Source organism: Nocardia sp. CA-084685, from assembly GCF_050955785.1.
GTDB lineage: Bacteria > Actinomycetota > Actinomycetes > Mycobacteriales > Mycobacteriaceae > Nocardia.
In genome coordinates, this window is the sequence record NZ_CP192094.1 from 1,075,829 (window position 1) to 1,100,681 (window position 24,853).

Here is a 24,853-nt window from a genome sequence, read left to right on the forward strand (position 1 = left end):
AGGAGCGGAGCCCGGCATGCGCAGACGACTACTCGTCGCGCTGACGGTATTCGCGGCGATCGCCGTCTTCGCCTTCGCGGTACCGCTCTCGCTGACCTTCGCGACCAGCCGCACCCAGGAGTTCGTCGCCGATCGGTCCGGTGATGCCGATCGGTTCGCCAGCCTCGCCGATGCCGCGGTGGCCGAGGGGGACAGTCGGGCACTGGCCGACGAGGCCGGGCGCTACCACGATCTCTATGGGGAAAATGTGCTCGTGGTCGATGCGCGCGGCGCGCGGACGGTGAATGCGGGCGTGGATGCGGCCGCCGCGCCCGTCGAGGCCGCCGTTGCCGCGGCTCGTCGCAATCAGCGGCCACAGCCGGTCTATCGGCTCACCCCGTGGAGTGGGCCGAGGGTGCTGATCGCCCGGCCCGTCGGCACCGGGGTGCAGGTCAACGGTGCGGTGGTGATCGAGGCATCCACCGCACGCGCCCGACGCGATATCGGCCGTGCGTGGGCGGTGATCGCGGTCGGCGCGGTGCTGGCAATGGTGGTGTTCACCATGCTGGCCCTGAGCTTGGCGCGCTGGGTGCTGCGCCCGCTGGCGGCGCTGTCGCAGGCGGTCGCCGAGTTGGCCGCGACCCTGCCGAAGCCGCGCGCCGAGGCCGCCGCGCACGTCTCGATCGCCCGCCACCACGGCGGGCCGCCGGAGATGCGGGCGGTCGCGGAATCCTTCGATGCCATGGCATTGGCGGTCGCCGATTCGGCGGATGCGCAACGTCAGCTCGTTGCGGATACCGCGCATGCCATGCGAAATCCGCTTGCCGCCTTGACGATTCGTCTCGATTCTTTGGAAGCCGCCATTCCCGAAGGCGCGGTGGCCACCTTCCGCAGCGCGGGGGCGGAAGTCGAACGGCTGACGGCGCTGCTCGACGGTCTGCTGAGTTTGGCGGTTGCCGAGACCCCGGCCGCCTTCGAGGCCGCGCGGACTCCGTCTGACGACGAAAACCATTGCGACGCAGTGCAAGTCGCTGCGGATCGGATCGACGCCTGGTACTCCGCCTACGAGAACGCCGGACAGGAGTTGCGGGCGGAACCGCAAGTGGCCGAGGCTGATACCGCGGTGTCCGCTGATGTTCTCGCCCAAATTCTCGATGTGCCGCTGAGTAATTCTTGCAGCTATGCCGGTTCCGGTGCGCAGACCGTCATCGTGGTCGATGCCGAACCGGGTTGGGTAACCGTGACCGTCCGTGACAATGGCGTCGGCGTCGAACCTGGCGAACTCGACAAGCTGACCACCCGGTTCTTCCGCGGCTCCGGTGCGTCCTCCGGCGGCTCCGGCCTCGGTCTACCGATCGCGACGGCATTGGCCCAAGCGCGCGGCGGCACCCTGTCCGTGCTCCCTATCGAGCCGCACGGTCTCGCGATCCAGATCCGGCTGCCGCAGGCGGTGCGGTCGTGATGCGGCGGCGGAAGTTCTTGACGCTCACTACCTTCGGTGTCGCGGCCAGTGTTGTCGGATGTGGTCAGGACCCGGAGCTGGTACGGCTGGCCTCGGGTGAGGTCGGCGGCTTCTATCACGCATTCGCGGAACTGCTCGCGGCGGTGGCCCAGGAGGCGGGCACGGTGCGGATCGAACCGGTGACGACTACCGGATCGCAGGAAAATCTGGGGATGTTGGCGAACGGCCAGGTGGATGCCGCACTGGCGCTCGCGGATTCGGTGCAAAGTGAGCGGGCTCCGTTGGTGGCGCTCGGTCGCGTGTATGAGAACTATCTGCAATTGGCCGTGCGGTCGGACGCGCCGATTCAGCAGGTCACTGATTTGCGCGGGACCCGAGTCAATCTGGGGGCCGCGGGATCCGGTGCGGCGATGACCGGAGAGCGTCTGTTGTGGGCGGCGGGCGTGAATCCCGTTTCGGATGTGGATATTTCGCATCGACCGCTGCGAGATGCGGTGGCGGGTGTGGAATCCGGTGAGCTCGACGCGCTGCTATGGGCAGGTGGCGTGCCCACCGACGCACTCGATGTGCCGCAGCGGCTGCGGTTGGTGGAACTCGGTGAGTTGGCCGCGCCGATGCGCGAACGCTTCGGACACCTCTACGATTTGGTCGAGATTCCGGCTGACGCCTATGACAGTGGTCGTTCGGTCCGCACGGTCGGCGTCGCGAATCTGCTGCTCGCCGCCCCGACCATGTCCGATGCGGCGGCCGGGGCGATCGTCGAGCTACTGGTTTCCCGTGCGGACCGGCTGGTGCCCGCCGAGGCGGCAGGCACCCAATTCCTGGATAGCCGCTCGCTCATCGGAACCGATTCCGTCCCGTTGCATCCGGGGGCGGCGGCGGTGTACCGACGGCGACACGGTTGAGCGTCAGGAACGCACCAGACGAGCGATGGCATCGGTGGCCTCTTTGATCTTGGCATCAGCCTCGGGACCGCCGGCGACCGCCGCGTCCACCACACAGTGGCTGATGTGGTCCTCCAGCAGGCCCATCGCAACGGCCTGCAGTGCCTTCGTCATCGCGGAGACCTGGGTGAGGATATCGATGCAGTACTTCTCTTCCTCGACCATGCGCTGCAGGCCGCGGGCTTGGCCCTCGATCCGGCGCAGGCGCTTGAGGTAATCGTCCTTGGCGGTGATGTAGCCGTGTGCGGTGTGGTCGTGGGTGCCCGCCGAGTCAGTACCCGGCGCGGGCGCGGTGTCATTGTGTGACGGGGTGGATGTCACCGACTGTCTCCTCGCTGCTCACCGGCTTGACCGGCCTCATTAATACCCCCCTAGGGTACAGTGTCGCGAGGGCGTTGTCAGGTTACCGCGATCCGGTGATGCCGACCAGCCGACACCTCGTCCCCGGACTAATTCAGGTCATGATGAACGAAGGTCAGTTGGCCCGATGTGGACCCGTTTGGTCGGGGATCCGGGACGGGCGAGAGAATCGGTGCATGAGTTTGGATGTTCGGCCCGCGCTCGCCGTGATCGGCGGTAGTGGCTTCTACGATTTCTTCGATGACGAGGCGACCACCGTCGAGGTCGAGACGCCCTACGGCAAGCCCAGCGCGCCGATCGCGGTCGGTGAGGTGGAGGGTCGGCCGGTGGCCTTCCTCCCCCGGCACGGCAAGCAGCACGAATACGCACCGCATACGCTGCCCTACCGGGCCAATATGTGGGCGTTGCGCTCGATCGGAGTGCGGCGGATCTTCGCGCCGTGCGCGGTCGGCAGCCTGCGCGCGGACTGGGGGCCGGGAACCGTGGCGGTGCCGGAACAGTTGGTCGACCGGACCTCCGGTCGTCCGCAGACCTACTTCGACGGCGGTGGCGTGCACGTCTCCTTCGCCGACCCGTACTGCGATGATCTGCGTTCCGCGGCAACGAAATCCGCTACGGACGCGCTGCCGGTGAAGTCTTCGGGCACCATGGTCGTGGTACAGGGCCCGCGCTTCTCCACCCGGGCCGAGAGCCGGTGGTTCGCCGCACAGGGCTGGGAGCTGGTGAATATGACCGGGCATCCCGAGGCGGTGCTCGCCCGTGAACTCGAAATGTGCTACGCCGCAGTCGCTTTGGTGACCGATCTGGATGCCGGACTGGAGGAGGGCGATGGTGTGCACGCGCTCGACGTCTTCGCTGAATTCAAGAAGAACCTCGGGCCGTTCAAGGAGCTGATCCGGCGCTCGGTTTCGGCGGTCACCGGAACCGATACTTGCGACCGTTGCCGTGTCCATGCGGGGGTGTCGCTGCCCTTCGAACTACCGTGAATCAGATGGGGTCGGAGCCGAAACACGGGGTGCGGATGCGATGAAAGTGCTGGTCACCGGGGCTGCCGGGTTCGTCGGGGCACGGTTGTGGAGGGCGTTGGCCGCGGCCGGGCACGACGTGGTCGGGATCGATCTACTCGAGCCGGAAGTGGAAGTGCCGGACGGTGTTTCGCGGGCTGACGTGCGCGATGCCGATGCGCTCGAGCCATTGCTGCGCGGCATCGATACGGTTTGTCATCTCGCTGCCATCACCTCCGGGACCGAATCGGCCGTATTCGCCGCGAATAATGATCTCGGGACGGCGGTGCTGCTCGATGTGATGGGGCGGGCGAAGGTACGTCATCTGGTGCTCGCCTCCTCGATCGTGGTGTACGGCGAGGGTCGGTATCGCGGAGTGAACAGCGGTCCGTTCTACCCCGGACTGCGGCGGCGCGCTGATCTGGATCGTGGCATGTTCGACCACTTGGCGCCGCGCACCGGGGAATTGCTCACCTGGGAGCCGGTCACCGAGGACGCGCCGCTGCGTCCGCGCGGCTTTTATGGCGCCAGCAAGCTGGCGCAGGAAAACTATGCGCTCGCTTGGGGTTTGGCCACCGGCGCTGCCGTCACGGCATTGCGCTACCACAACGGTTACGGCGAAGGCACGCGCACCGGCTTCATCGGAAGCTTCCTCACCGCGCTGGACCAGGGGCGTCCGCCCTTGGTCGGCGAGGACGGTGGTCAGGTCAGGGACGTAGTGCACGTCGACGACATCGTGGCCGCCACCGTGGCCGCCGTCGACCGCCGTCCACCGGGCTTCGTCCCCCTGAATATCGCCTCCGGACACCCCATCACCCTGTGGGAAGTCGCCTCGATCATGGCCAAAGCGCGCGGCGGCCCCGCCCCTGTGGTAACCGGCCATTACCACCTCGGTGACGCCCGCCACCTCGCCGCGGACCCCGAACGAGCCAGGCGCACATTGGGTTTCACTGCCCGAATCGCACCCACCCATGGCCTCGCCGAACTCGCCGCTCCCGGAGTCGAGCCAGCCAAACGTGAATCCGCTCCACTACACGTGCGAGTTGCTCCGTCGCCGCCGACCACACCCGAGCATCGGGTTCGTCCGGAACCTCGGCCCGCCGCGCCGATCGTGCGGTCCGAATCCCGCCCGGAGGCTCCGGTGCCGAATGCGGAGACGGCTGCACCCCAACCGGAGCCAGCGAGCCAGGATGCCGATCCGAATGTGATGCCTGCGCCCTAACCCGAGTTGGCGACTCCGGAGGCCGGGACGGGTTCGCCCGCCTGGTGGTGGGTTCGCGCCTGACTCGATTGGGGGCGGCGGTGGTCGGGGGTGCGTTCGCTGGATCGGCTGCGTTGCGTATGGGGGCGTAAATCTGGTGCGCAGCACCGTTGCCATTGCGGGGCCGCATGCTTTCGCGGCCAGGGGCGGTGGTGACCGGCTTCGGTGCCCTCGACGATGGCCTGCTGGGTGCCGATGGTGGTCGCGGTGATCGTGTCCAGCAAGGCTGGGGTCGCAGGCCCCAGGATGGTCAGGCGGGTCCGGGGTTATCCAGTACTTCGAGTTGGACGAGGACGAATTCGGGAGCGGGGGAGTTCGGGGTGGTGGCGGGAAGGGGGGAGATTTCCAGGTTGGCGATAATCCATCCGCTGTTTTCGCTGGCCAGGCGGACGGCGCGGAGTTGGTGGTGGTCTGCGCCGGAGCGCATTGCGTTGCGGGCGGCGATGATCCGGGGTCGGTCGGCGGGGTGGGGGACGGTGCGTTCGTCGATGCTGGCCCAGCGCATTGCGGGAACTGGTTCGGTGACCCAGCGGATCAAGCGGATCTGGGCGGTGTCCACGATCGCGAGGTAGAGGTTGGGTTGGGCGCGGCGCAGCATATCGAGGGCGGTCGCCTCGAAGGATTTGTGTTGCGGCGCAACGGTACCGGTAACGTCCACGGCCACGCCACGCCAGCGGTGCCGTTCGGCTACCGTAACCGCGTTGCGGGTGGCTGCCAGTATGGAGCGCGGGCCCGTCTTAGAGCGCACGGTTGCCGTACCCAGCCACCGGGAATCGGGCTCGGAGCGTGTCAGGTTTGCGACGAGATCCAGTGCGCCATCGAATCTTTCGACCATCTCGAAGATTTCGGCACCGATCCGGCTGGTGCGATCGGACGCGAAATCCGGCCAGAGGCCGCGCGTCAGCGCATCCAACCTGCGTGTGCGCGCATCGATGACAAACGGAGCTACCCCCGGCGCGGGTGGGGGATCCCCTGCGCCGACCCACAGATGGATCGCGTACACCTGCTGGTCCGTACCCAATATCGGCACGGCTCGCAGATGCTGTCCCGACCACGCCTGCCGCGAGGTCGGCAGCACCTGATCCACCATCGATCCGCTCGCATACGCGGTAGCGACAAGCGGCTGCAACCGACCCGGCACGGCCCGCTGAAACGACTTCCATTCACGTGGCGAAGTGCCAATGGCCAACACCGACCAGCTGTCGACACGGCCGAGCGTTTCGATCAATAGCCAGCGTTCGATGATCACTTCGCCCCCCTCCCGAACTCGAATCTACGTCAGGATCACCGCTGATAGCCAATGCATATCGTGCACGATATGAAGAAGGCCAGCACGGAATCCGCAGCATTCTGTTCGCGGCCGTTCGGCCTTGTCCGTGGACACCCGTGTGCCCGCAATCTCCAGTGCCGGACGGCTGCGCTCCGGCATTGTGCGTCGTCCATCGCGGGCGGGCTTTGCCTCCGGCCCGGGCGTTCGGGGTAACCGACACATCTCCAAGACTTCCGACCATCCGTCCGGACGCGCTGGGTGTCGGGCCTCGTCCTTGGTCGCTACGGCGATGCGATCGAGCATGTGGCGTCGGGTGGTTGTCGCTGTGTCAGGTAGGAAGTCCCCGGTGTCATATTCCCTGCCGCCGCAAGGTCAGCAATCCCGGACGGCCCATTTGGTACGCGTAGTTCGGGACGAATTTCAATGGGCCTGTCGAATGCTGCGACCGCTCAAGCCTTAGCGAAGGCGTCGGCGTGTGCGCGGGCCCACTGGTCGAAGGTGCGCGGTTCTCGGCCGGTCACCTCGGGCACGGTCGGGTAGACCTGGGATTCGTCGAGGGTGCCGTCGACGAAGAAGCTCCAGAATGCGTCGACGTAGTGCTGCGGCATGGAGGCCTCGAGTTCGCGCCGCGTCTGCGCATTCGTCAAGCCTTGGCAGACCAGCGGCCGGTTGAGCACGTCGGCTAGCACGGCGACCTGATCGGCGGGCACGAGCGCTTGCGGGCCGGTCAGCTCGAGGATCCGCCCGGCCAGTGCGCCGCCGGTCAAGGCGACCGCCGCGACGGCCGCGATATCGGCGGGATCAATCGCGGCGACCGGTACATCGGGGAACTGAGCGCGAATCACATCGCCCTGTTCGAGTTGTGGCAGCCAGCGCAGCGCATTCGACATGAACGAGCGCGGGCGCAGAAAGGTCCACGCCAGACCGGATTCGCGCACGTCCCGCTCAGCCTGCGTCATATACGCGGAGACCGCATTGTTCATATCCTCGAGCGCCGCCGAACCACCCGAGAGCAGGACGATGTGCTGGACGCCCGCCTTCTTCGCGCGTGCGAGCAGATCGGGGGCGTCGGCGTAGCCCGGCAGCAGGAACATTCCGGTGACCCCGTCCATGGCCTGCGTCATGCTCTCCGGCCGATTCAGGTCGCCAGTCACCGCCTCGACACCGGCAGGCAACCGCGCCCGCGCGGGATCGCGGACCAGCGCGCGCACGGCAGCGCCGGAATTGTTCAGTGCCGCAACCAGTTCCGTGCCAATATTGCCGGTCGCACCGGTCACCAGGATCATGCCGTCTCCTCCAGAGTCGTACCGGGTTGCCCCGTCCATCATGCGGAATCATCGGCCGATCTCCGCGAATGAATCGAGATCGCCGCACCCGCCTCGACCGTACCGTCGGCTCACCGAGTTAGGCTCGCGCAGTGGATACTCCGCTACGGCTAGAGGTCATCGTGGCCAGCACGCGCCCGGAGCGATTCGCTCCGGTGGTCGCCGACTGGTTTCTGCGCACAGTCCGGGCGAGCCCCGAATTCGACACCGGCGTCATCGATCTAATCGCCACCCCCCTGCCGACGGACCTGACCTTCACCGACGAGGTCGAGGCCTACCGCCAGCGCCTTGCTGCCGCCGACGCCTTCGTCGCCATCACCTCCGAATACAACCACGGCTATCCCGCGTCCCTGAAAACCGCCTTCGACAACGCGAAACACGAATGGCGCGCCAAACCCATCGGCTTCGTCTCCTACGGCGGCCTCTCCGGCGGCCTGCGCGCCGTCGAGCAACTCCGCCAGGTAGTCGCCGAAATCCACATGGTCTCCATCCGCGAAACCGTCAGCTTCCACCAGGCCAAAAAGCAATTCGACAAGTCCGGCGATACCCAAGACGGCGCCGCCATCGATGCCGCCGACCGCCTGATCCGCCAATTGGCCTGGTGGGCACGAACTCTCCGCACCGCCCGGACCACAGACCCTTATCCAGGCTGACCCGCGCACACCCCATGGCGCAATCCGCGCCCCCCGAGTAGCGGGCGTGCGCGCGCCACAACTATGCATCCATGCAGGCACCCGTGAGGGAGGGCTACTGCGGGCTGTCTGCCATTGCGCGGCGGCCGCGTGGGTGGCCGATGTAGGTTGCCTCGCGGGGGATGGAGACCAGCGTCAGGTCGACCTGAGCCGTCCCGGTCCGCAGCACCACATGGTTCCCGATGGCGCCCGGCTGGTGGATCGACAGGTCCGGCCGAGTCGCGGGCCAGCCCATGGGATCTCCGGTCACATAGATAGTCGTGACACCGGCGTGCGGCGCGGGCGCCAGCACACCGTCGACCACCGTCGCGGTGAATCCGGCATCGGATTGATGTGTCTCCACCGCGATCTGCAGCCGCTCGGGATTCCCGATGGTCGTCACCAGGTTCTCCCAGGCATGCGTCCGATCGGTTCGGATCAGAATGCGTTCACCGACCGCCAACGCGCGGAATACCAACTGCTGAGCCAGATACAGCTCACCGGCCACATACACCGTCGAGATACCGGTACCGACAATGCGGACCGCGACACCCTGACCCTCGTCATCCGACCCGATCAGCTGACCGCACCCCGACGACGGTAGATGCAGCGCACTGATCACATCGATCGGATACTCGGTCACCGGAACCGCGTCGTCGAGATCCGGAATGCCCAGCGGCAGATGCGCGAGCAGACCATCGCGCTGCCGTCCGTTCATCGAGATCAGACCCTTGAGCTTCGTGCGCTCCGGGAGCTCCCGCGTGGTCAGCCGCCAGGCTGCGCCGATGCTCACCGATTCGGCGGAACGACCCGGACGCAGCCGCACCGCCACGGTCGTACCGCGCGACGGCGCGACCCAGAGTTGCGAGAGCAGATCCGAGCCGAGCCGCTTCGGATCGACCGCGCTGCCGATATTCACACTGTTGCCGATTTCGGCGTACCGCCAGCGGTGGGTCAGCGTGCGCGGATCGAAGCCTTGCGTGACCTGCAGAACCGCCTTGCGGATCTCGGGGGCGGTGAGGATGCGCGCGCTGCAGTCGGCGTCCTCGAGTGTGCGCATAATGCGTTGCGTCGCAATGGTTACCGTGCGAGAGGCGCCCTCATTACCGCCACCGCGCCGGGCGGCGGCCTCCGGGCAGGTGATCGCGTCGAAGCTGATCGCGAGCCACACATTCCGGTGCGCGGTCGCGGGCAGCGGACCCAGCAGCGATTCGTAGATCTTGCCCGCGGGCGTACCTGAACGGCTGCGGTGGCCATGGCTGATGATGTCGATACCGCTGAGCAGAATGTCGTGCTGGTTCAGACATTTCGCCAATTCCGGCAGCGGCAGCAGATGCGAGGCGTGCACGGTGGTGCGAGCGATCCGGGTCAGCCCGCCCTTGGGGGCCAGCACTTCGACGACCGTGACGACTCTTGTTCCGTCCCAGTACAACCCGAGCGAGCGACCGTCCGAGCCGCGGAAGTCGACGGTATCCCCGAGTTCGTAATCGCGGCGGGTGATGTAGCGCCACCACGTGCCGATCCAATCCAGGATGGTGCGCTTGGCGACCGGGATCAGCGGCAGTAGTCCGACGACCACCGCGACGCCCAACGCGGGCCAGGCGGCGAGCCCGACCAATAAGGCGAGCAGTCCGGCAACGAGCCCGATCACCTGCGCGATCAGCAGATTCGGCAGTGAGATGCGCCCGAGCAGCGGGCGTGGTCCCGCGCCGCCTTGTTCGGCCATCGTCGTCCCCCAAGTACCCGGTATCGGCCGTATCGCAGCGGCCGAGCTGAACAATAGTCCTCGGGAACTGTACTGTGTTCGGCGAACGCGAGCATTGTTCGGGGAGGGAAACATGCCTTCAAAACCCACTACACGCTGGCAGGTGAGCGGTTACCGCTTCCTGGTCCGCCGGATGGAACACGCGCTGGTGCGCCGGGACGTGCGCATGCTGCACGATCCGATGCGCTCCCAGTCCCGTGCCTACGCATCGGGATTGATCATGGCGATCGTGGTGCTGGCCGGTTGTGGCGTACTCGCACTGCTGCGTCCGCAGGACTTCGAGGCCACGCGCAACTCGGCGACTTCGCTTCGTAGCGCACGGATTTCGTCGATCAGCACGGTAATCTCACCTTCGGTGCGATCGGCGGTCACCTCGACGGCTTTCAGCTGATCCATCAGCCAGCTGGTCGTGGTGCCGATGGCGAAGCTGATCAGGCCGATGCCGAGCGTCATCAGGATCAGCGCGATCAGGCGGCCGTGCACGGTCACCGGATACACATCGCCGTAGCCGACCGTGGTCACCGACACCATGGACCACCACAGGGCATCGCCGAAGTTGTGGATTTTGCTGTCGGGTGCGCCATATTCGGCATCGAAGAACGCCAGACTGCACAGCATCAGCGTGAGTGCCGAACTGGTGCCGACGAATATCGCTAACCGGGCGCGTGTCACCCGGTTGCGGTTGAGCTGGTCGAGCACCAACAGCGCTGCTCGCAATAGCCGCACCGGGCGGAACGGCGGCAACAGCACGATTACCAGTTCCAGTGGATGTGTGCGCACGAACCGCCGGCGATCGCTGGACAGCCAGGTCCGGATGCCGAAGTCCGCCGCGAATGCCGCCCAGATCATGATGTCGATGCGTTCGAGCCAGGTATCGAGACGCGGTGACGCACCGGTATCCAGCACATGCCAGGCGTAGACGCAGATGAAGAGCACGGCAAGCACCAGCATCGGGATACCGGTCGCGTGTTCCCAGGCTTGTCTACGACTCGGATGGCTGGGTGCTGCGTGCATGGGAACTACCTGTATCGATCGGGCGCGACACTCTATGTACCGCTGTTCGCCACGACGACGCTACAGATCGTCGGAGTCGACCCCGAACCGGCGGCGGATCGGGAACGAGGCGAGGTAGCCGAGCACCAAAAGGCTCCCGATGACCCCGGTGCCGATCAGTGCCACATTGCGGGCTCGATTGTCCGGCGGCGGAGCCGGTTTCGGCACGGCGAGCTGGGCACTCTTGGCCGGGCTCGGCCGCTTGGGCGGCAGCGGTGTGCTGTCCACCTCGTCGGTCAGCGCCGCGACCGGATCGACCGCGCCGTAGCCGATATACGGGCTCCAGCCCTCGGCGGGCGCGTGCGCGGTGGCCTGTATCCGCTTGACCACGTCCAACGCGCTCATATCTGGAAAGCGGGCACGTACCAGCGCGACCACACCGGAAACCAGCGGCGTCGCGAAGCTCGTCCCGCTCATCGTCTGTTGCTGCCCTTGCTGATTCACGGTGCCCGTCGCGGTCCCGGTGCCGCGCGGGTCGAGCGACGTCATATTCTCGCCGGGCGCGGCCACACTCACCCATGGTCCCGGCACGGTGAACTTCGACGGCGCGCCGTTCGAATCGATCGAACCCACCGAGAGCACATAGTCGTCCCAGCGTGCCGGGCTCACATTGACCTTGACATTGCTCCACGGATCGGCGGACGGACGCAGCGGATCGATGATCTGCTGTTCGGTCTTGCAGGAGCCGTCCTGGTTTCCGGCGGCCACGACCACCACCACGTCCTTCTCCAGCGTCGCGTATCGCACTGCCGCACCGATGGATCCGTCGACGTCATTGGATGAGCCGCACCACACCTCGGAGATATTGATGACGCTCACGTTCGCATCGGCCGCACGCCGGATCGCCGAGGCCATGGTGGCCAGATTGCCGTAGCCCTCGGGCAGGTCGTCGGGGTTGCGCTCCCTGGCCCGGCCTTCCTTCTGATACATCTTGCTGGTCTGGCGGATGGTCATGATGCGCGCTTCCGGTGCGACACCGGAGAACCCCTGACCGTCGATCTTGGAAGCCGCGATCAACCCTGCGACGAAGGTGCCGTGTCCGTCGCAGTCCTCGGTGCCGTCACCCGAGTTCGCCACGAAGTCGCCGCCGGCGATCAATCCGGGTAATCGGGGATGCCGCGCGACACCGGTATCGATGACGGCGACGGTCTGGCCTTCCCCCATGGAGAACCGCCACGCGCTGCCCAGATCGAGGGAGCGCTGCGCGGTCGGAATTGTTGCGCCCTCACCACCGGACACGGTATTCGAGCAATCGGAATTCGCTGGCCGCTCGGTCTTTTCGGGCGGCGCGGCCGGATCGCCCGCGGGCAGCAGACCCGGATTCACCGCAGGCGGGTGATCCGCGGAAGCGGCACCGGCACCGGCACCCAACGACGCGCTCAGGCCCAACGCCACGGCCGCCGCCGCGACGCGCACATGCCGGTTCACAGCCCGCGAACGAGCGAGTAGAGCGAGGCCACCCAGAACACCAGCGGCAGCACGGCGGCCACGAACCCGTACTCGAGCAATTCGACGCCACGACGCATCGGCGGTGTCGCGGACTGATTCGGAATGATGATCCCGAGAATCAGCGCGGCCACCAGCACCACCATCGCGGCGCCGAAGACGGCCAGCGGCTGCTCCATACCGATAGCGACACCGACCATCATGATCAGCACGATCGCCGCACCGCCCGCGATCAGCACCACGGCCTGCTCCGCACCCGCGTAGGTCCGGCTGCGGAACATCAGCACCACGGCGGTGACCAGCGCGAGCGCGATACCCGGCCAGTACGGATCACCGGCCCCCGGATCAGTGGACGCCAACGCACCCGTCACCGAGACCAGTGTGGTCGCCGAGACGAGTCCGGCCAGATACATGCGGGCCCGCTCGGACTTCACCCGCAGCACTTCCATGGTCGGCAGCGCGCGGTGATCGTCCGGATCGTCCTCGGTGGGGTCGATCGGGGTGCCGGGGGACGGGACAGGTGGCAGCGGCAGTTTGGCCAGCAGCATCGAAACCCGTGGCGACAGTGAAAGACCCGCGAGACCGAATGCGGCGACGACGGCACCGATGGCCTTCTCTTCCTGATCGGTCAGCACGCCGACCAGCGCGGCCGGTACCGCGTACACCGCGAGTGTGGCCGCGCCGATGAACAGCGCGAGCCCGACGCCGGTGACGCGCCAGGCGAGAACCGCTGTCGCGCCGACCATTACCGAGCCGAGCAGCAGATGCGCCCAACCGTAATCGTCTGGCACGTAAAGCATTCCGGCGGTGAACGCGGCGGGCAGCGCGCAGCCGCCGAGCACCAGCGCGGTCGCGGTATCGCCGTACATCCGGCTGAGCACCATGCCAGCGACCACGAGCAGAATCGCCACGGTCAATGCGAGCGAACCGCTGACCCAGCCCGGCAGTGCGTCTTTGGACAGCAGCAGGCCGAGGCAGCCGACGATCATGGTGAGCGCGGCGAGCACCGAACCGGTGATCCGCGCGACTTTCGGTGTCCAACTGCGATAGTGATCGGTGTCGGCGATCGCGACGTTGTACATGATGTCGTCGAACAGCGGCGTCGGCGCGGTATGTGAGGCGCTCTCCAACATGAGCAGTTCGCCGTCGCGCACACCGTGCTCGCCGAGGCTCAGCGAATTGGAGAACGGGGGATGGCCGATTCGGGCCAGCACCCAGTCGGCGGGCTCGAAGCGCTCGCCCTCATTGTCGAAATCGTTGGTGCGGCTGTGTTGAGCGACCATATCGACGACACTCGGAATCACCAGCGCGACCGGCACATCGACTGGAATCGCCATATCCACCTGGGTGTGCTTCGCGAGAATCGTGACCCGGGCGAGGTCGGGTGCACGGACGATGCCGCGCGAGGATTCTTCGTCGATGTGGTCAAGTCGCGCGTGCGTCAAGCTTCCCCCAACTCGGTCTCTACCTCGTATTTCCGCGTCCCGTGAGCGAGGGGGCCGAGCTTGCGAACCCACCGTTCGGGCAGCAGAATGCTGGTCGAACTGTACGACATGTCAGCTGTGCCCTCTACACTGAGGCCGAAAAAGTGCAGCTTGCGAAGAGGGGGATCTCGTTCGATGAGTACCGTCCGGTTCCAGCGGCGTGCGCGTCGCGAGATGCCGCGCTCGCCGGGTGGCGAGGTCACGCTGCAGCCGCCGCCCGAAATCCCAAGGGTGACACCGGGCAGTCTGGTATCGAAGCTGATGCCGGTCGTGATGGTCGTCGGCATGGTCGGCATGATGGCGTTGCTGTTCACCCAGGGCGGCAGCATCGCGTCGAACCCGATGAGCATGATGTTCCCGATGATGATGGTCGTCTCCATGGTCGGCATGTTCGCCGGTCAGGGCGGCGGCAAGGGACAGAAGGCGGCCGAGGCGAACGAGGACCGCAAGGACTATCTGCGCTACCTCGACCAGGTACGTAAGGATGTCGACCAGACCGCAACGCAGCAGCGCGCTTCGGTCGAATGGAGCCATCCGGAGCCGGCCCTGATCTGGATGCTGGCCGGAACTTCCCGGATGTGGGAACGCCGCGCCGGGGATAAGGACTTCTGCCACGCCCGCATCGGCATCGGCGGACAGCGTCTGGCTACCCGTCTGGTCGCGCCGGAGACCGGCCCGGTCGAGGAATTGGAGCCGATCGCGGCGGTCTCGCTGCGCCGCTTCGTGCGCGCGCACTCGACGGTGCCGGATCTGCCGACCGCGATCGCGGTCAAGGGATTCGCGACCATCGCCCTCGACGGCGACCGTGCCGAAGCTCGCGATATGACCCGCGCAATGCTGTTGCAGCTGTGCATGTTCCAGGCACCGGACCAGGTGCTCATCGCCGTCGTCTGCGGTCCGGACACCGCCCGCGAATGGGAGTGGACCAAGTGGCTGCCGCACACCCAGCACCCGGATGCGCAGGACGGCATCGGCACCCAGCGTATGTTCTACGGCTCGATCCGGGAGGCCACCGCGGGCCTGCATCCATTGCTGGCCAACCGCGTGCGCTATTCCCGTAACCAGCCCGCCAACGCCAACCTGGTGCATATCGTCATAGTCGTCGACGGTGGCCTGCTCGAGGCCGAAGAAGACCAATTACGGGAATCCGGTTACGAAGGTGTGACCATTCTCGACTTGTGCGGCTACGCACCGCGTTTGGCGGTTTCGCGCGGCATCAAGATGGTCGTGGAGAACGGTGAATGCGTCGGTCGAGGGGCCACCGGCAACCAGGAGCGTTTCGCCCTCATCGACCGGATCAGCCCGCAGCAGGCTCAGCAGGTCGCCCGCCGCCTCGCGCCGTATCGCGCCGCGACTCAGCGCAGCAGCGATGTCGAAAACGATGACGCCGAAGTGATCTCGACCTGGACCCAGCTGATGAAGCTCGGCGATATCGGCACATTCAATCCCGAACACGCCTGGCGTCCGCGCTACGGCCGCGAGCGGTTGCGCGTGCCCTTCGGTGTCGGTGCGGACGGCGCGCCCATCGAACTCGATATCAAGGAAGCCGCCGAAAGCGGTATGGGTCCGCACGGATTGTGCATCGGCGCGACCGGTTCCGGTAAATCGGAATTCCTGCGCACCCTGGTGCTCAGCCTATTGGCCACGCATTCGCCCGACCAGCTGAACCTGGTGCTCGTCGACTTCAAGGGCGGTGCGACCTTCCTCGGCCTGGACGGCGTTCCGCACGTCGCCGCCGTTATCACCAACCTCGAAGAGGAAGCCGACCTCGTCGACCGGATGCGCGACGCCCTGGCCGGTGAAATGAATCGCCGCCAAGAGGTGCTGCGCCAGGCGGGCAACTTCGCCAACGTCTCCGAATACGAGAAGGCGCGTGCCGCTGGCGCCGATCTGGACCCGCTGCCCGCACTGTTCGTCGTGCTCGACGAGTTCTCCGAATTGCTCACCCAGCACCCGGATTTCGCCGAGCTGTTCGTGATGATCGGTCGTCTCGGCCGCTCGCTGCACGTGCACCTGCTGCTGGCCTCGCAGCGCCTCGAAGAGGGCAAGCTGAAGGGTCTGGAGAGCCACCTGTCCTACCGCATCGGCCTGAAGACCTTCTCCGCCAATGAATCCCGCCAGGTCCTCGGCGTCCCGGACGCCTATAACCTGCCCGGCATCCCCGGTGGTGGTTACCTCAAGTCCGACTCGGGCGAGATTCAGCGCTTCCAGGCCGCCTACGTCTCCGGCCCCTACGTCGGTGGCGGTTCGCAGCGCGAGGTTACCCAGGCCGGCGTCGCCGGTGGCGAAATCGACGTCAAGGCAAGGCCGTTCACCGCCACCCACGTCGACTTCCGCGCCATCGACCGCATCCCGCTGCCGTCCGAGCCGACCCACGATCCCGAACCGCAGTCCGACGACGGCGAACAGATCTCCAACCTCAATATGCTGGCCTCCCGCATCCGCGGCCACGGCCGCCCGGCGCATGAGATCTGGCTCCCGCCCCTGGACGAGGCCCCCACCCTCGACCAACTCATCCCGCGCAGCGTGCTCACCGGCGAATACTCCGCCATCGCCACCCTGCGCGCCCCCATGGGTATTGTCGACCGACCTTACGACCAGCGCCGCGATCCCTTCGTGGTGGACCTGTCGGGCTCACGAGGCAATGTCGCCGTCGTCGGCGGTCCCCAGTCGGGCAAGTCAACGGCTCTGCGCACCATGATCATGGCCCTATCCCTCACCCACACAGCCGAACAGGTGCAGTTCTATTGCCTCGATTTCGGTGGCGGTACTCTGGGCAGCCTCGAAGGCCTGCCGCATGTGGGTTCGGTGGCGAGCCGTCTCGATGAGGACAAGGTTCGCCGCACAATTGCCGAAATGACCACGGTCGTCCGTCAACGCGAGGCGCGGTTCCGTCAAATCGGCATCGAATCGATGATCGAGTTCCGCCGTCTGCGCGCCATGGACCCGGCGAGCAGTCCGGCCGCGGCCGGTGCCCACGAGGATCCATTCGGCGATGTCTTCCTGGTGATCGACGGGTTCAGCTCGATCCGCCAAGACTTCGACCCGCTCGAGCAGCCGATCATGAACCTTGCGGTACAGGGCCTTTCCTATGGCGTGCACGTCGTCATCGCCCTCAACCGCTGGGCCGAGGCGCGACCTGCCCTGAAAGACCAGATCGGCACCCGCATCGAACTCCGCCTCGGTGACCCCATGGACTCCGACCTCGGCCGCAAGTTCGCTTCGCTTGTGCCGCAGGGTCGTCCGGGCCGCGGTATGACGCCCGAGTGCCTGCACATGCTGACCGGTCTGCCGCGCATCGATGGCAGCGCGAATCAGGACAACCTCGGCCAAGCCGTCGCCGATGCGGTGGCAACCATTGCCCGCCTGACCCCGGGACGACCCGCGCCCGCGGCCAGGATGCTGCCGGAAATGCTGCCGCGCGAGCAGTTGCTGCAACTCGCGGGCAATTGGCCGTCGCAGGTCGACCCGGAAGCCAAGTGCATGCGAATTCCGCTCGGCATCAACGAATCCGAGCTGGCACCGGTCTACCTCGACTTCAACGAGAGCCCGCACTTCATCGTCATCGGTGATACCGAAAGCGGTAAGACGACATTGCTCCGGTCGATCATCGAGAGCATCGCCGCCTCGAATACACCGGATCAGGCACGTTTCATCCTCGGTGACTACCGACGGTCGATGCTGGGACTCGTGCCCGACGGATACCTCGCCGGATACGGTTCCACGGCACCGCAGTTCACCCAGAACATGGCCGATCTCGCCGCCTATGTCGCGCAGCGCACACCGGGCACTGACGTCACCCCGCAGCAACTGCGCGACCGCTCCTGGTGGCGGGGTCCGGAACTGTACGTCATCGTCGATGATTACGACTTGGTAGCGTCCTCCAGCGGCAACCCGGTGTCGGCGCTGGTCGACCACCTGCCGCATGCACGTGACCTTGGTTTCCACGTGATCATCGCTCGCCGCTCCGGTGGTGCCAGCCGGGCCATGTACGAAGCGACGGTAGCGCGCATGAAGGATCTCGGTTCGGCCGCGCTGGTTATGAGTTGCAATAAGGACGAGGGTGTGTTGTTCGGTAACACCCGACCGGGTATCAAACCGCCCGGTCGCGGTACCTACGTCACGCGCAACAGCGAAGGTCTGATCCAGTTGGCCTGGATGCCGCCGGCCGAGTGATGTCGAACATCGATCTGGTAGTGACGGACACCCGCGTCTGGGCACGGGGTCCGGCCACTCATTGGGATGCACCGCCCTCGGTGGTACTCGGAAGCGATGGGGATCTTGTTGTCGGAGAGCCGCTTACGCCGCCTACACAGGTGAGTTCCGCGGTCCAGTATGTCGGCGGGGACCGGATAGCTCTGCTGCCGCGCGTACCCGCAGTTGCCGAAGCGATGACCGCGGTGGTCGGTACCGTCCTGCGCAACCTCGGTGCCGCGATTCCGTGCGAACAGGTCACCATCGTGTGCCCGACCGAATGGGGCAGGCGGCGACGTGCGGTCATCGATGATGCAGTGCGGCGCTTCACGACCGATATCGTGTTCGAGGACATGGCAATACGCGCCGTCGTCGCCGATGCTCGTACCGCGCGCAGCAGGCGCACGGTCGTGTTGGAGTTCGGCCCGCTCTCGACCACGGCGACCGCCGTCGTGCGTAGCCATCAGGGCATGCACATCGAATCGTGTGAGCACGAACCGAATCTCGCGATATCCGATATCGCACCGGATGCGGCCGGGGTCGACGAGTTGGCCGCACTCCTCGATCGGCTCCTCGGGGGCCAACCCATCGATGTCGTTCAGGCGGTGGGTGTTTCGGATCCGCCGAAGCTGGATCTGATCAGGTCAGTGGCGCAGCAGCTCCGTGGACCGGAGGTCGAGGTCCGTCCGGTAACGGGCGCGGACCTAGTGCGCGGACCGCGCTCTGAACCGGAGTATCAGCCCGAGGTCGCGCCATTGCCGACCGAGGAGTGGATGCAGCCGCTGCGGCAGCGGGCAGCCGCAATGCAGCCGCCTCGGCGCAATACGAAGGTGTACGTCGTGAGTGCTGTGGTTGCGGTTGCGGTGGTGGCGGCCGGGGCCGTCGGTGCGGTGTTCGCGTTCGGCGGCTCGGAGGACCACCCAACCGCCGCACCCGCAAGCACAGCTGTCTCCGCGCGTCCCACGGCGCCGTCGATCAGCGCGCCGCCGTCGACTACGGCCAAAGCAGCGGAAACCGTTGGGCACGTGCGCTTTCAGATACCGGCCGGATGGCGATTCGCGCAGGCGCCTGACCCGAGTAAGTCGCGGGTGGATCTTGTCCCCTCGGACGGAACTCGGATGCGCATCACCCTGATCCAGACTCCGGTCGCAACGGGTACCGGATACGAGCAGGTCGCGGTGAATCTCGAGGCCCAGATGAAGCAGCGGCCGAGTGGTACGGTCAGCGAGCTGAAGCGCGACATCGTATTCGGCGGTAAATCGGGCCTGGCCTACACCGAACAACCGGGCGACGGCTCAACCGTGAGCTGGCATGTATTGGTGGAGCATGGACTTCAGGTGAGCACCGGATGCCAGTACTTCGGCAGCGGGGACTCGATCGCGCAGATCTGCGAGCAGTTCGCGGCATCCATTCAGGCCACGCCGTAATCGCTGTTCCCCAAAAGTAATTCGTGCCCCCGACCACATGCCGGGGGCACGAATGATTCCGAGTCGAATCTCAGAAGAGGCCAGCGAGCGCGGTGTCCGTGCCCTGAAGCTCGGAGTTGCCCTTATCGACGAGCTGAGCGGCGCCCTGCAGGGTCGTGTTCAGCTGAACGACATGCTGGTTCCAGGTCGTCTGGTACTGGTCGAATGCTTCCTTCGCCTGACCACCCTGGGTGTCGAAGAACGCCTTCACCTTCTTCTCGAACGCCTCGAGCTCGTTGCGAATGGTCTCGGCGCGGTTGATGATCTGACGGGCACCGTCGGCGACACCGTCGAAATTGGCGGAGATCGGCTTGCTGCTGCTCATTGTTCAGGCTCCTATGCTGCGTGATTCTGGAATTTAGACCGCAGGCAGGTCGAGGCTGGAAACCTGAGCCTGCACCTTGGAGGCGAAGTCGTTGGTCTGATCGGAGAACGAGTTGCTCATCTTGAGCAGCTTCTCGGAGGTCTCCATCAGCTGGTCGTTCATCTTGTCAGCCTGGAAGTAGTAGCGCTCCATGAAGGCGTTGAACGCGTCGCGGGCCGCACCCTGCCAGTTGGCGCCGTTCGTGATGTTGTCTTCATCGGTCTTCAACTGCCGGATGGCGAGCATCAGGCTGTTGTGCTGCTCCTGGAACTCCTTCGCCTTGGCATTGATACCCTCGGTATCCGCAGCGAAATTCCCTGGTGAAGTCATCGCTTCTGCTCCTGGTTCTGGTTCTGGTCAACGTCCCAAGTGCTAGTTGACCTCTTCATATGGTTGGACGCGTCCTGGGCCCGTTCGGTTCCATCCAGTTCGAAAGAATTCTGGCAGATACACCGCGTCGCACGGGCGCTGTAGCGTTGTCGACCGGCTTCATCACGGTCGGAGGGCACTCAGAGATCCCCCCGGATGTCTCGGACCGCAATGTCGTCGTCTCGGTCGCCACCAGCACACCGATCCCCTCCTTCCCCCTGTTCGCGGCCACTTGAACTGGCGAGTGGGCTGGCTGCGAACACCCTACCGAACAGCGCGCTCTCGCGTCTACAAGACGGATCCCAGTTCGATAAGAGCTGTGGATCACCTCGCGTTGCGCTACTTCACGACCTTGGCGATTGTCGGAACCATCTTGTCCGCCAGCGTGTTCTGCGACTGTGCGGTCCACACCTGGAACGCCTGCACTGTCGTAGGGTCATCGACCACCACGATCTTCGCGTTGCTGGACAGAATGCTCCCCGGCAAGCCACGTAGGCCACCGTTCCCGGCTTGGCTATCGGTCCGCAGCACGATAACCACCTCGGAATCGATGTCCGCCGAATAACTAGCGGCCGAAAGTGCACGTGGCGACTTCTCATCGCCGACGGCCTTGTACTTGGTGCTGTAGACGAAGCCCAGGTTCTGCAGGAACTTGGATTGGTCGCTGGGGTTGAGCACCACAGACAGCGTCGAGTTGCCGAAATTGAATGCGGTGACGGTCTTTCCCGAGAACTGCGGGTTGGCGCTGCGCGCTTCGGCCACCTTGTCGCCACTGGCCCCGGAATTAGATCCACCGTTGGTGAGGAAAAATGTTCCAGCCGCGACGGCGGCGATAACAACCACGGCGAGAGCCGCTGGTATCAGGAAGCGGCGGATGGCAGACCGTGGTGCGTGATTTCGCTGCGTCGAGATCAGGCTTTGGTCCGTATTCTCCTGCGGCGCGAATCCGGCAGCAGGCGTTCGGGTTCGAAGGTGGTGGCCGGAGGAGTGTGGGTCCCCGGTTACCGGCATCGTCGGGTTGGTCGAATATCCGGCGACAGGCATGCGGTTATCGGTCGAGTACCCGACTTCCGGAGCTCGGAATTGCGCGCCGTAGAGGGCGGCCTCGGCAGCTTGGGTGAACTCGCGACACGTCGCATAGCGCTGCGTCGGGTCCTTGGCCATCACCTTCTCGATCACCGCGTCCAACGCGGGCGGCAGACCCGGTCGAACCGTGCTCAATTTCGGCGGCGGCTCATGGAGGTGGCCCATCATGACCACGGCGGGCATGGTCGACGGATACGGGTTCTGTCCGGTAAGCAGCTTGAAGAACGAGCAGCCGAGGCTGTAGATATCGGCGCGGTTGTCCAGGCTGGTTCCGACCAATTGCTCGGGCGGGGCATAGGCGACGGTGGCCATGAAATTGCCTGTCGCGGTGAGATCTTGGCCGTCCTCGGAGGATTTCGCGACACCGAAGTCGGTGAGCAGCACTCGTTCCTCATCGCCCTCTTCGGCGGCGGAGAGCAAGAAGTTCGCCGGTTTCACATCTCGGTGCAGCAGCCCGCGTCGATGCGCGTAGTCGAGCCCTTTGCCCACCTCGGAAACGATCCGCAGGGCGCGCTGCGGTGTCATCACGGCGGGGCCCTTCTTGGCCTCGTCCGCGGCATCGACACCGTCGACGTACTGCATGGCGATCCACAGCTGGTCGTTCTCCTCGCCGCGGTTGTACACCGCGACGATATTCGGATGATCGAGTCCCGCAGCCAGATTCGCTTCGCGCTCGAAGCGGGCGCGGAATTCGTCATCGGTGGACAGATCGGCGCTGAGAACCTTCAATGCGTCACGACGGGGAAGGATCGGGTTCTGGGCCAGGTACACCGTGCCCATCCCGCCGCTGCCGAGAACTTGAAGTACCCGGTAGCCGCCTACGATTGCGCCGGGCCGCAACGCCATTCGGTCCTCCTCGATGATGTCGAACGCCCGGACACACGAGCCTTCGTCAGAAATCTAGCAAGTCGTCGGTGGGTATTCGAGTCGCATCCGAACCGCCCTCAGCGGCTCTGCAGCAGGACATACTGCGCGGAGACCTTCTGGTGCAGATCCTGCAGCTGTTTCCCGAACGCCTGCACGACATACCGGTCAACCTGGAACATACACAGATTCATCGAGCCGGTCGGATTCTTGTCGGTTACGCCATCGGCGAAACATTGCACATGTTCGCCGAGTCCGGCCGGTGCGCCGATCATCTTCTGATCGGGCTTCAATGGTTGCCACTTCGTCCAGAGATCGTCGGCATCCTTCCGTGATTTGGTGCGGAAGACAACGGCATCACCGAAGGACACCAGATCGACGCCGTGCTTCTCCAATTCCGGCAGTGTTGTTTGGCTTGCGTTCATCAACGACACGGTCCCGCGGCCGCTGAAAACACCATCGGGCTCCGCGCGGATGGGTCTTTCCGGATTGCTGGGTATGGTTCGGCCGAGCAAACCCTGTGGGTCGAGCGGGATACGGGAGAGTTCGCCGACCGGAGTCGGCTGGAACTTGTCGAGCAGCGGCAGTTGCACACCGAGCATCTTCTCGACCTGCGATGTCAACGCGGGCAAATCGGGTGCGGAGGTATCGTCCACCACCTTGATGTAGACGACGTACCGGTCGCGCACCGTCCACGAGCCGATAGAGGAAATGCCCGGCCGCCAATGGGCGTACGTATTCGGCTGCGCGATCGCAACAGGCTGATTGTCGGCATTGTAGGTGAAGTCGTCGTGTTCGAGCGTCGGTCCGACCGCTGACGCGGTTTGCGCATCCGGGAACATCAGCACAGCGACACTCAGTGTTCGTCGCTTGTCCTCCTGCGCACCTCCGGTTCGCCACGCGTTGACCCAACCCGCGACCAAATCCTTCGCGACATCATCGAAGGTGTCGTTGATGACGAGGCTGCCGAGGGTCTTGCGGTTGAGGACAATATGCGTCGCGATGCCCCAGGCATCCTCGACGTAGGACGGATCGGCTTCGTAGGGCAGCGCCACGTAGTCGGCCAGTCGTTGTGCCTCCCGTGTTCGAGCTTGTTTGTTGCTCTTGGCATTACCTATTTGACGCGGCTTGGTCTGATAGTTGCCGACATCGAGTTTCGACACGTCCGGCTCCACGCGGAGCGGCTGTCCGGTCACCTGCGCGCCACACCCTGCTAATGCCGCGGCCGTGCACAGGGCCACCACTATTCGAACGGCCGTCGGCCTGGTAGCGAGTTTCATGCCTCCCCTAACGCCCGTAAGCAAGTAACTTGTATTGCGCAGCGGCTTTTTGGTACGCCTCTTGCACATTGGTTCCCTGCACCTTCGCGACGTATCGGTCGTAGGCGAGGTAGCACACCGGCGGATAACTGAGTTCAGAGGTCTTCTTATCCTTGGTGTCGAAACACTTGGCATCCGGCAAGTTCGGTGGCGCCTCGATCGAACGGTATCCATCCGAACGCTGATCGATAAGAGCGGCGATCAGGCGGACGGTGCTGCTGACATCACGAGTGCGGAATACCTTTTCGCCGGAGTATGCGACGAGATCGACGCCGGCGTCATCGAAGGCGGCTTTCGACAGTGCCGGGAAGCTCTCGGAAGGCAGCGCGCTGCGGGCGGTCATGAGCCTCGTCCGATCGATCCCGGAAATGCTCATTTGCCGATCTTCGAGCGGCAGAGTCCGGCCGAGCAGTCCGTCCGTATCCAGCGGAAGGGACGCGAGCTGCTCGATCGGCGTCGGCGAATAGTTCTTCAGTGCCTCGATACTCTTGGTAAAAGCGGCCTGGGTGAAAGCAATCAGCGGCGCTGTGTCGACAGGTTCGCTGACCGGATCGGTGATGTACACGTAGAGCAGCATGCTGTCATGTGCGAGGAATGAATCCAGGGTCCGCTTGACTGGCGACCATTTCGCACGGGCGCTCGGGTGCCCCGGGATCGTCACGGTCTCGCCGGGATCCACCTCCGCCTGGCGGTCCGCAAGGCGACGGACGGCGGTCTCGGCCTTGGCCGCGTCGGAGAATCGAAGCGTATCAATGATTACCGAGCTGCCGACCCACGGGTTCTTGCGTCGCTCGCCAGATGATTCCCACCCGGCGACGAGTCCTTGTGCGAGGTCGGGGAACTCCTTACTCGCGATCGACGTCATGGTTGCTGGGGATTTCAGGGTAGTTCGCCCATCAACGGACGCCAGGCGCTGGAAAGCGAACTTCCCGTCTATTTCGAAAGGCAGCGGTACCGAGTTTCCGATCCGCACCGACTCCAGATTGGCTCCGGAATCCGTTGTGCGCGTGGATTCCATATCGCGTGGCGTTGTCGGATAGTTCCCGGAATCCAGTTTGGATATGTCGATGGTCGGGGTGGTTGTGTCCTTGGTGTCACCGCAGGCGGTGCTCGCCGCAAGGGCCACAGCGATTATCGCGTACAGGCTGTTTCGGAATCGCATAGTCG

General features: G+C 65.1%; 18 protein-coding genes and 2 pseudogenes. 8 read left to right on the plus strand and 12 right to left on the minus strand.

The genetic code is table 11. From position 1 onward, the window contains the following. The first annotated feature begins 16 nt into the window (after window positions 1-16). Both ACQP2U_RS04600 and ACQP2U_RS04605 read left to right on the plus strand, forming a co-directional pair. Window positions 17-1,441, plus strand: a complete 1,425-nt coding sequence (locus ACQP2U_RS04600) for a sensor histidine kinase (protein ID WP_433713543.1) — start codon at window positions 17-19, stop codon at window positions 1,439-1,441. After that, window positions 1,441-2,346 (plus strand): TAXI family TRAP transporter solute-binding subunit, encoded by a 906-nt coding sequence (locus tag ACQP2U_RS04605; RefSeq protein WP_433716369.1) that lies wholly within the window; start codon window positions 1,441-1,443, stop codon window positions 2,344-2,346. Before ACQP2U_RS04600 ends, ACQP2U_RS04605 begins: the two co-directional genes overlap by 1 nt. Before the next feature lie 3 nt (window positions 2,347-2,349). On the opposite strand, the gene ACQP2U_RS04610 is transcribed toward ACQP2U_RS04605, so the two are convergent. Further along, window positions 2,350-2,619 (minus strand): metal-sensitive transcriptional regulator, encoded by a 270-nt coding sequence (locus ACQP2U_RS04610; RefSeq protein WP_062983353.1) that lies wholly within the window; start codon window positions 2,617-2,619, stop codon window positions 2,350-2,352. Window positions 2,620-2,921: 302 nt separating this feature from the next. On the opposite strand from ACQP2U_RS04610, the gene ACQP2U_RS04615 reads away from it, so the two are divergent. Both ACQP2U_RS04615 and ACQP2U_RS04620 read left to right on the plus strand, forming a co-directional pair. Then, window positions 2,922-3,731 (plus strand): S-methyl-5'-thioadenosine phosphorylase, encoded by an 810-nt coding sequence (locus ACQP2U_RS04615; protein ID WP_433713544.1) that lies wholly within the window; start codon window positions 2,922-2,924, stop codon window positions 3,729-3,731. Between the two features lie 40 nt (window positions 3,732-3,771). Next, window positions 3,772-4,740, plus strand: a pseudogene (locus ACQP2U_RS04620) (NAD-dependent epimerase/dehydratase family protein); the annotation flags it as partial. Between the two features lie 520 nt (window positions 4,741-5,260). On the opposite strand, the gene ACQP2U_RS04625 reads toward ACQP2U_RS04620, so the two are convergent. After that, the gene (locus ACQP2U_RS04625) at window positions 5,261-6,259 is read right to left on the minus strand and encodes a GAF domain-containing protein (RefSeq protein ID WP_433713545.1); all 999 of its coding nucleotides are present in this window, start codon (window positions 6,257-6,259) and stop codon (window positions 5,261-5,263) included. 470 nt (window positions 6,260-6,729) lie between these two features. Further along, entirely contained in the window at window positions 6,730-7,566 is an 837-nt protein-coding gene (locus ACQP2U_RS04630; protein WP_433713546.1) for an NAD(P)H-binding protein, read from the minus strand. A gap of 131 nt (window positions 7,567-7,697) precedes the next feature. Between ACQP2U_RS04630 and ACQP2U_RS04635 the strand changes: the two genes are divergently transcribed. Further along, window positions 7,698-8,258 (plus strand): NADPH-dependent FMN reductase, encoded by a 561-nt coding sequence (locus ACQP2U_RS04635; RefSeq protein WP_433713547.1) that lies wholly within the window; start codon window positions 7,698-7,700, stop codon window positions 8,256-8,258. A 94-nt stretch (window positions 8,259-8,352) separates the two neighbouring features. Here ACQP2U_RS04635 and eccE read toward each other — a convergent pair whose 3' ends face one another. Continuing rightward, window positions 8,353-10,002, minus strand: a complete 1,650-nt coding sequence (eccE, locus tag ACQP2U_RS04640; RefSeq protein ID WP_433713548.1) for a type VII secretion protein EccE — start codon at window positions 10,000-10,002, stop codon at window positions 8,353-8,355. A 112-nt stretch (window positions 10,003-10,114) separates the two neighbouring features. Between eccE and ACQP2U_RS04645 the strand changes: the two are divergent. Beyond that, window positions 10,115-10,312 (plus strand): annotated as a pseudogene (locus ACQP2U_RS04645) (type VII secretion protein EccB); the annotation flags it as partial. Here the strand turns inward: ACQP2U_RS04645 and ACQP2U_RS04650 are convergent. From ACQP2U_RS04650 to eccD, 3 genes are read right to left on the minus strand one after another with little or no spacing between them, the layout of a single operon-like run. Then, complete coding sequence (locus ACQP2U_RS04650) at window positions 10,243-11,055, minus strand: potassium channel family protein (protein ID WP_433713549.1); 813 nt, start codon at window positions 11,053-11,055, stop codon at window positions 10,243-10,245. The pseudogene ACQP2U_RS04645 and the gene ACQP2U_RS04650 sit on opposite strands and share 70 nt — an antisense overlap. A gap of 60 nt (window positions 11,056-11,115) precedes the next feature. After that, complete coding sequence (mycP, locus tag ACQP2U_RS04655; protein WP_433713550.1) at window positions 11,116-12,522, minus strand: type VII secretion-associated serine protease mycosin; 1,407 nt, start codon at window positions 12,520-12,522, stop codon at window positions 11,116-11,118. Continuing rightward, window positions 12,519-13,985, minus strand: coding sequence for a type VII secretion integral membrane protein EccD (gene eccD / locus ACQP2U_RS04660; protein WP_433713551.1), 1,467 nt, complete (start codon window positions 13,983-13,985; stop codon window positions 12,519-12,521). Before eccD ends, mycP begins: the two co-directional genes overlap by 4 nt. 174 nt (window positions 13,986-14,159) lie before the next feature. Between eccD and eccCa the strand changes: the two genes are divergently transcribed. Continuing rightward, on the plus strand, window positions 14,160-18,200 hold the full coding sequence (gene eccCa, locus ACQP2U_RS04665) for a type VII secretion protein EccCa (protein WP_433713552.1): 4,041 nt from the start codon (window positions 14,160-14,162) through the stop codon (window positions 18,198-18,200). Between the two features lie 140 nt (window positions 18,201-18,340). Beyond that, complete coding sequence (locus tag ACQP2U_RS04670) at window positions 18,341-19,645, plus strand: type VII secretion-associated protein (protein WP_433713553.1); 1,305 nt, start codon at window positions 18,341-18,343, stop codon at window positions 19,643-19,645. Window positions 19,646-19,715: 70 nt separating this feature from the next. On the opposite strand, the gene ACQP2U_RS04675 is transcribed toward ACQP2U_RS04670, so the two are convergent. The 5 genes from ACQP2U_RS04675 to ACQP2U_RS04695 all read right to left on the minus strand — a co-directional run bounded on the left by ACQP2U_RS04675 (window position 19,716) and on the right by ACQP2U_RS04695 (window position 24,848). Further along, window positions 19,716-20,009, minus strand: coding sequence for a WXG100 family type VII secretion target (locus ACQP2U_RS04675; protein ID WP_397031552.1), 294 nt, complete (start codon window positions 20,007-20,009; stop codon window positions 19,716-19,718). A gap of 33 nt (window positions 20,010-20,042) precedes the next feature. After that, entirely contained in the window at window positions 20,043-20,378 is a 336-nt protein-coding gene (locus tag ACQP2U_RS04680; RefSeq protein WP_397031554.1) for a WXG100 family type VII secretion target, read from the minus strand. A 378-nt stretch (window positions 20,379-20,756) separates the two neighbouring features. Then, entirely contained in the window at window positions 20,757-22,349 is a 1,593-nt protein-coding gene (locus ACQP2U_RS04685; RefSeq protein WP_433713554.1) for a serine/threonine-protein kinase, read from the minus strand. Between the two features lie 98 nt (window positions 22,350-22,447). Next, a complete protein-coding gene (locus tag ACQP2U_RS04690) occupies window positions 22,448-23,530 on the minus strand; it encodes a DUF7373 family lipoprotein (RefSeq protein WP_433713555.1) in 1,083 nt (360 codons plus the stop codon). A gap of 124 nt (window positions 23,531-23,654) precedes the next feature. Continuing rightward, window positions 23,655-24,848 carry a DUF7373 family lipoprotein gene (locus ACQP2U_RS04695; RefSeq protein WP_433713556.1) on the minus strand — a complete coding sequence of 398 codons (1,194 nt, stop codon included), beginning with the start codon at window positions 24,846-24,848 and terminating at the stop codon, window positions 23,655-23,657. Window positions 24,849-24,853: the final 5 nt, after the last annotated feature.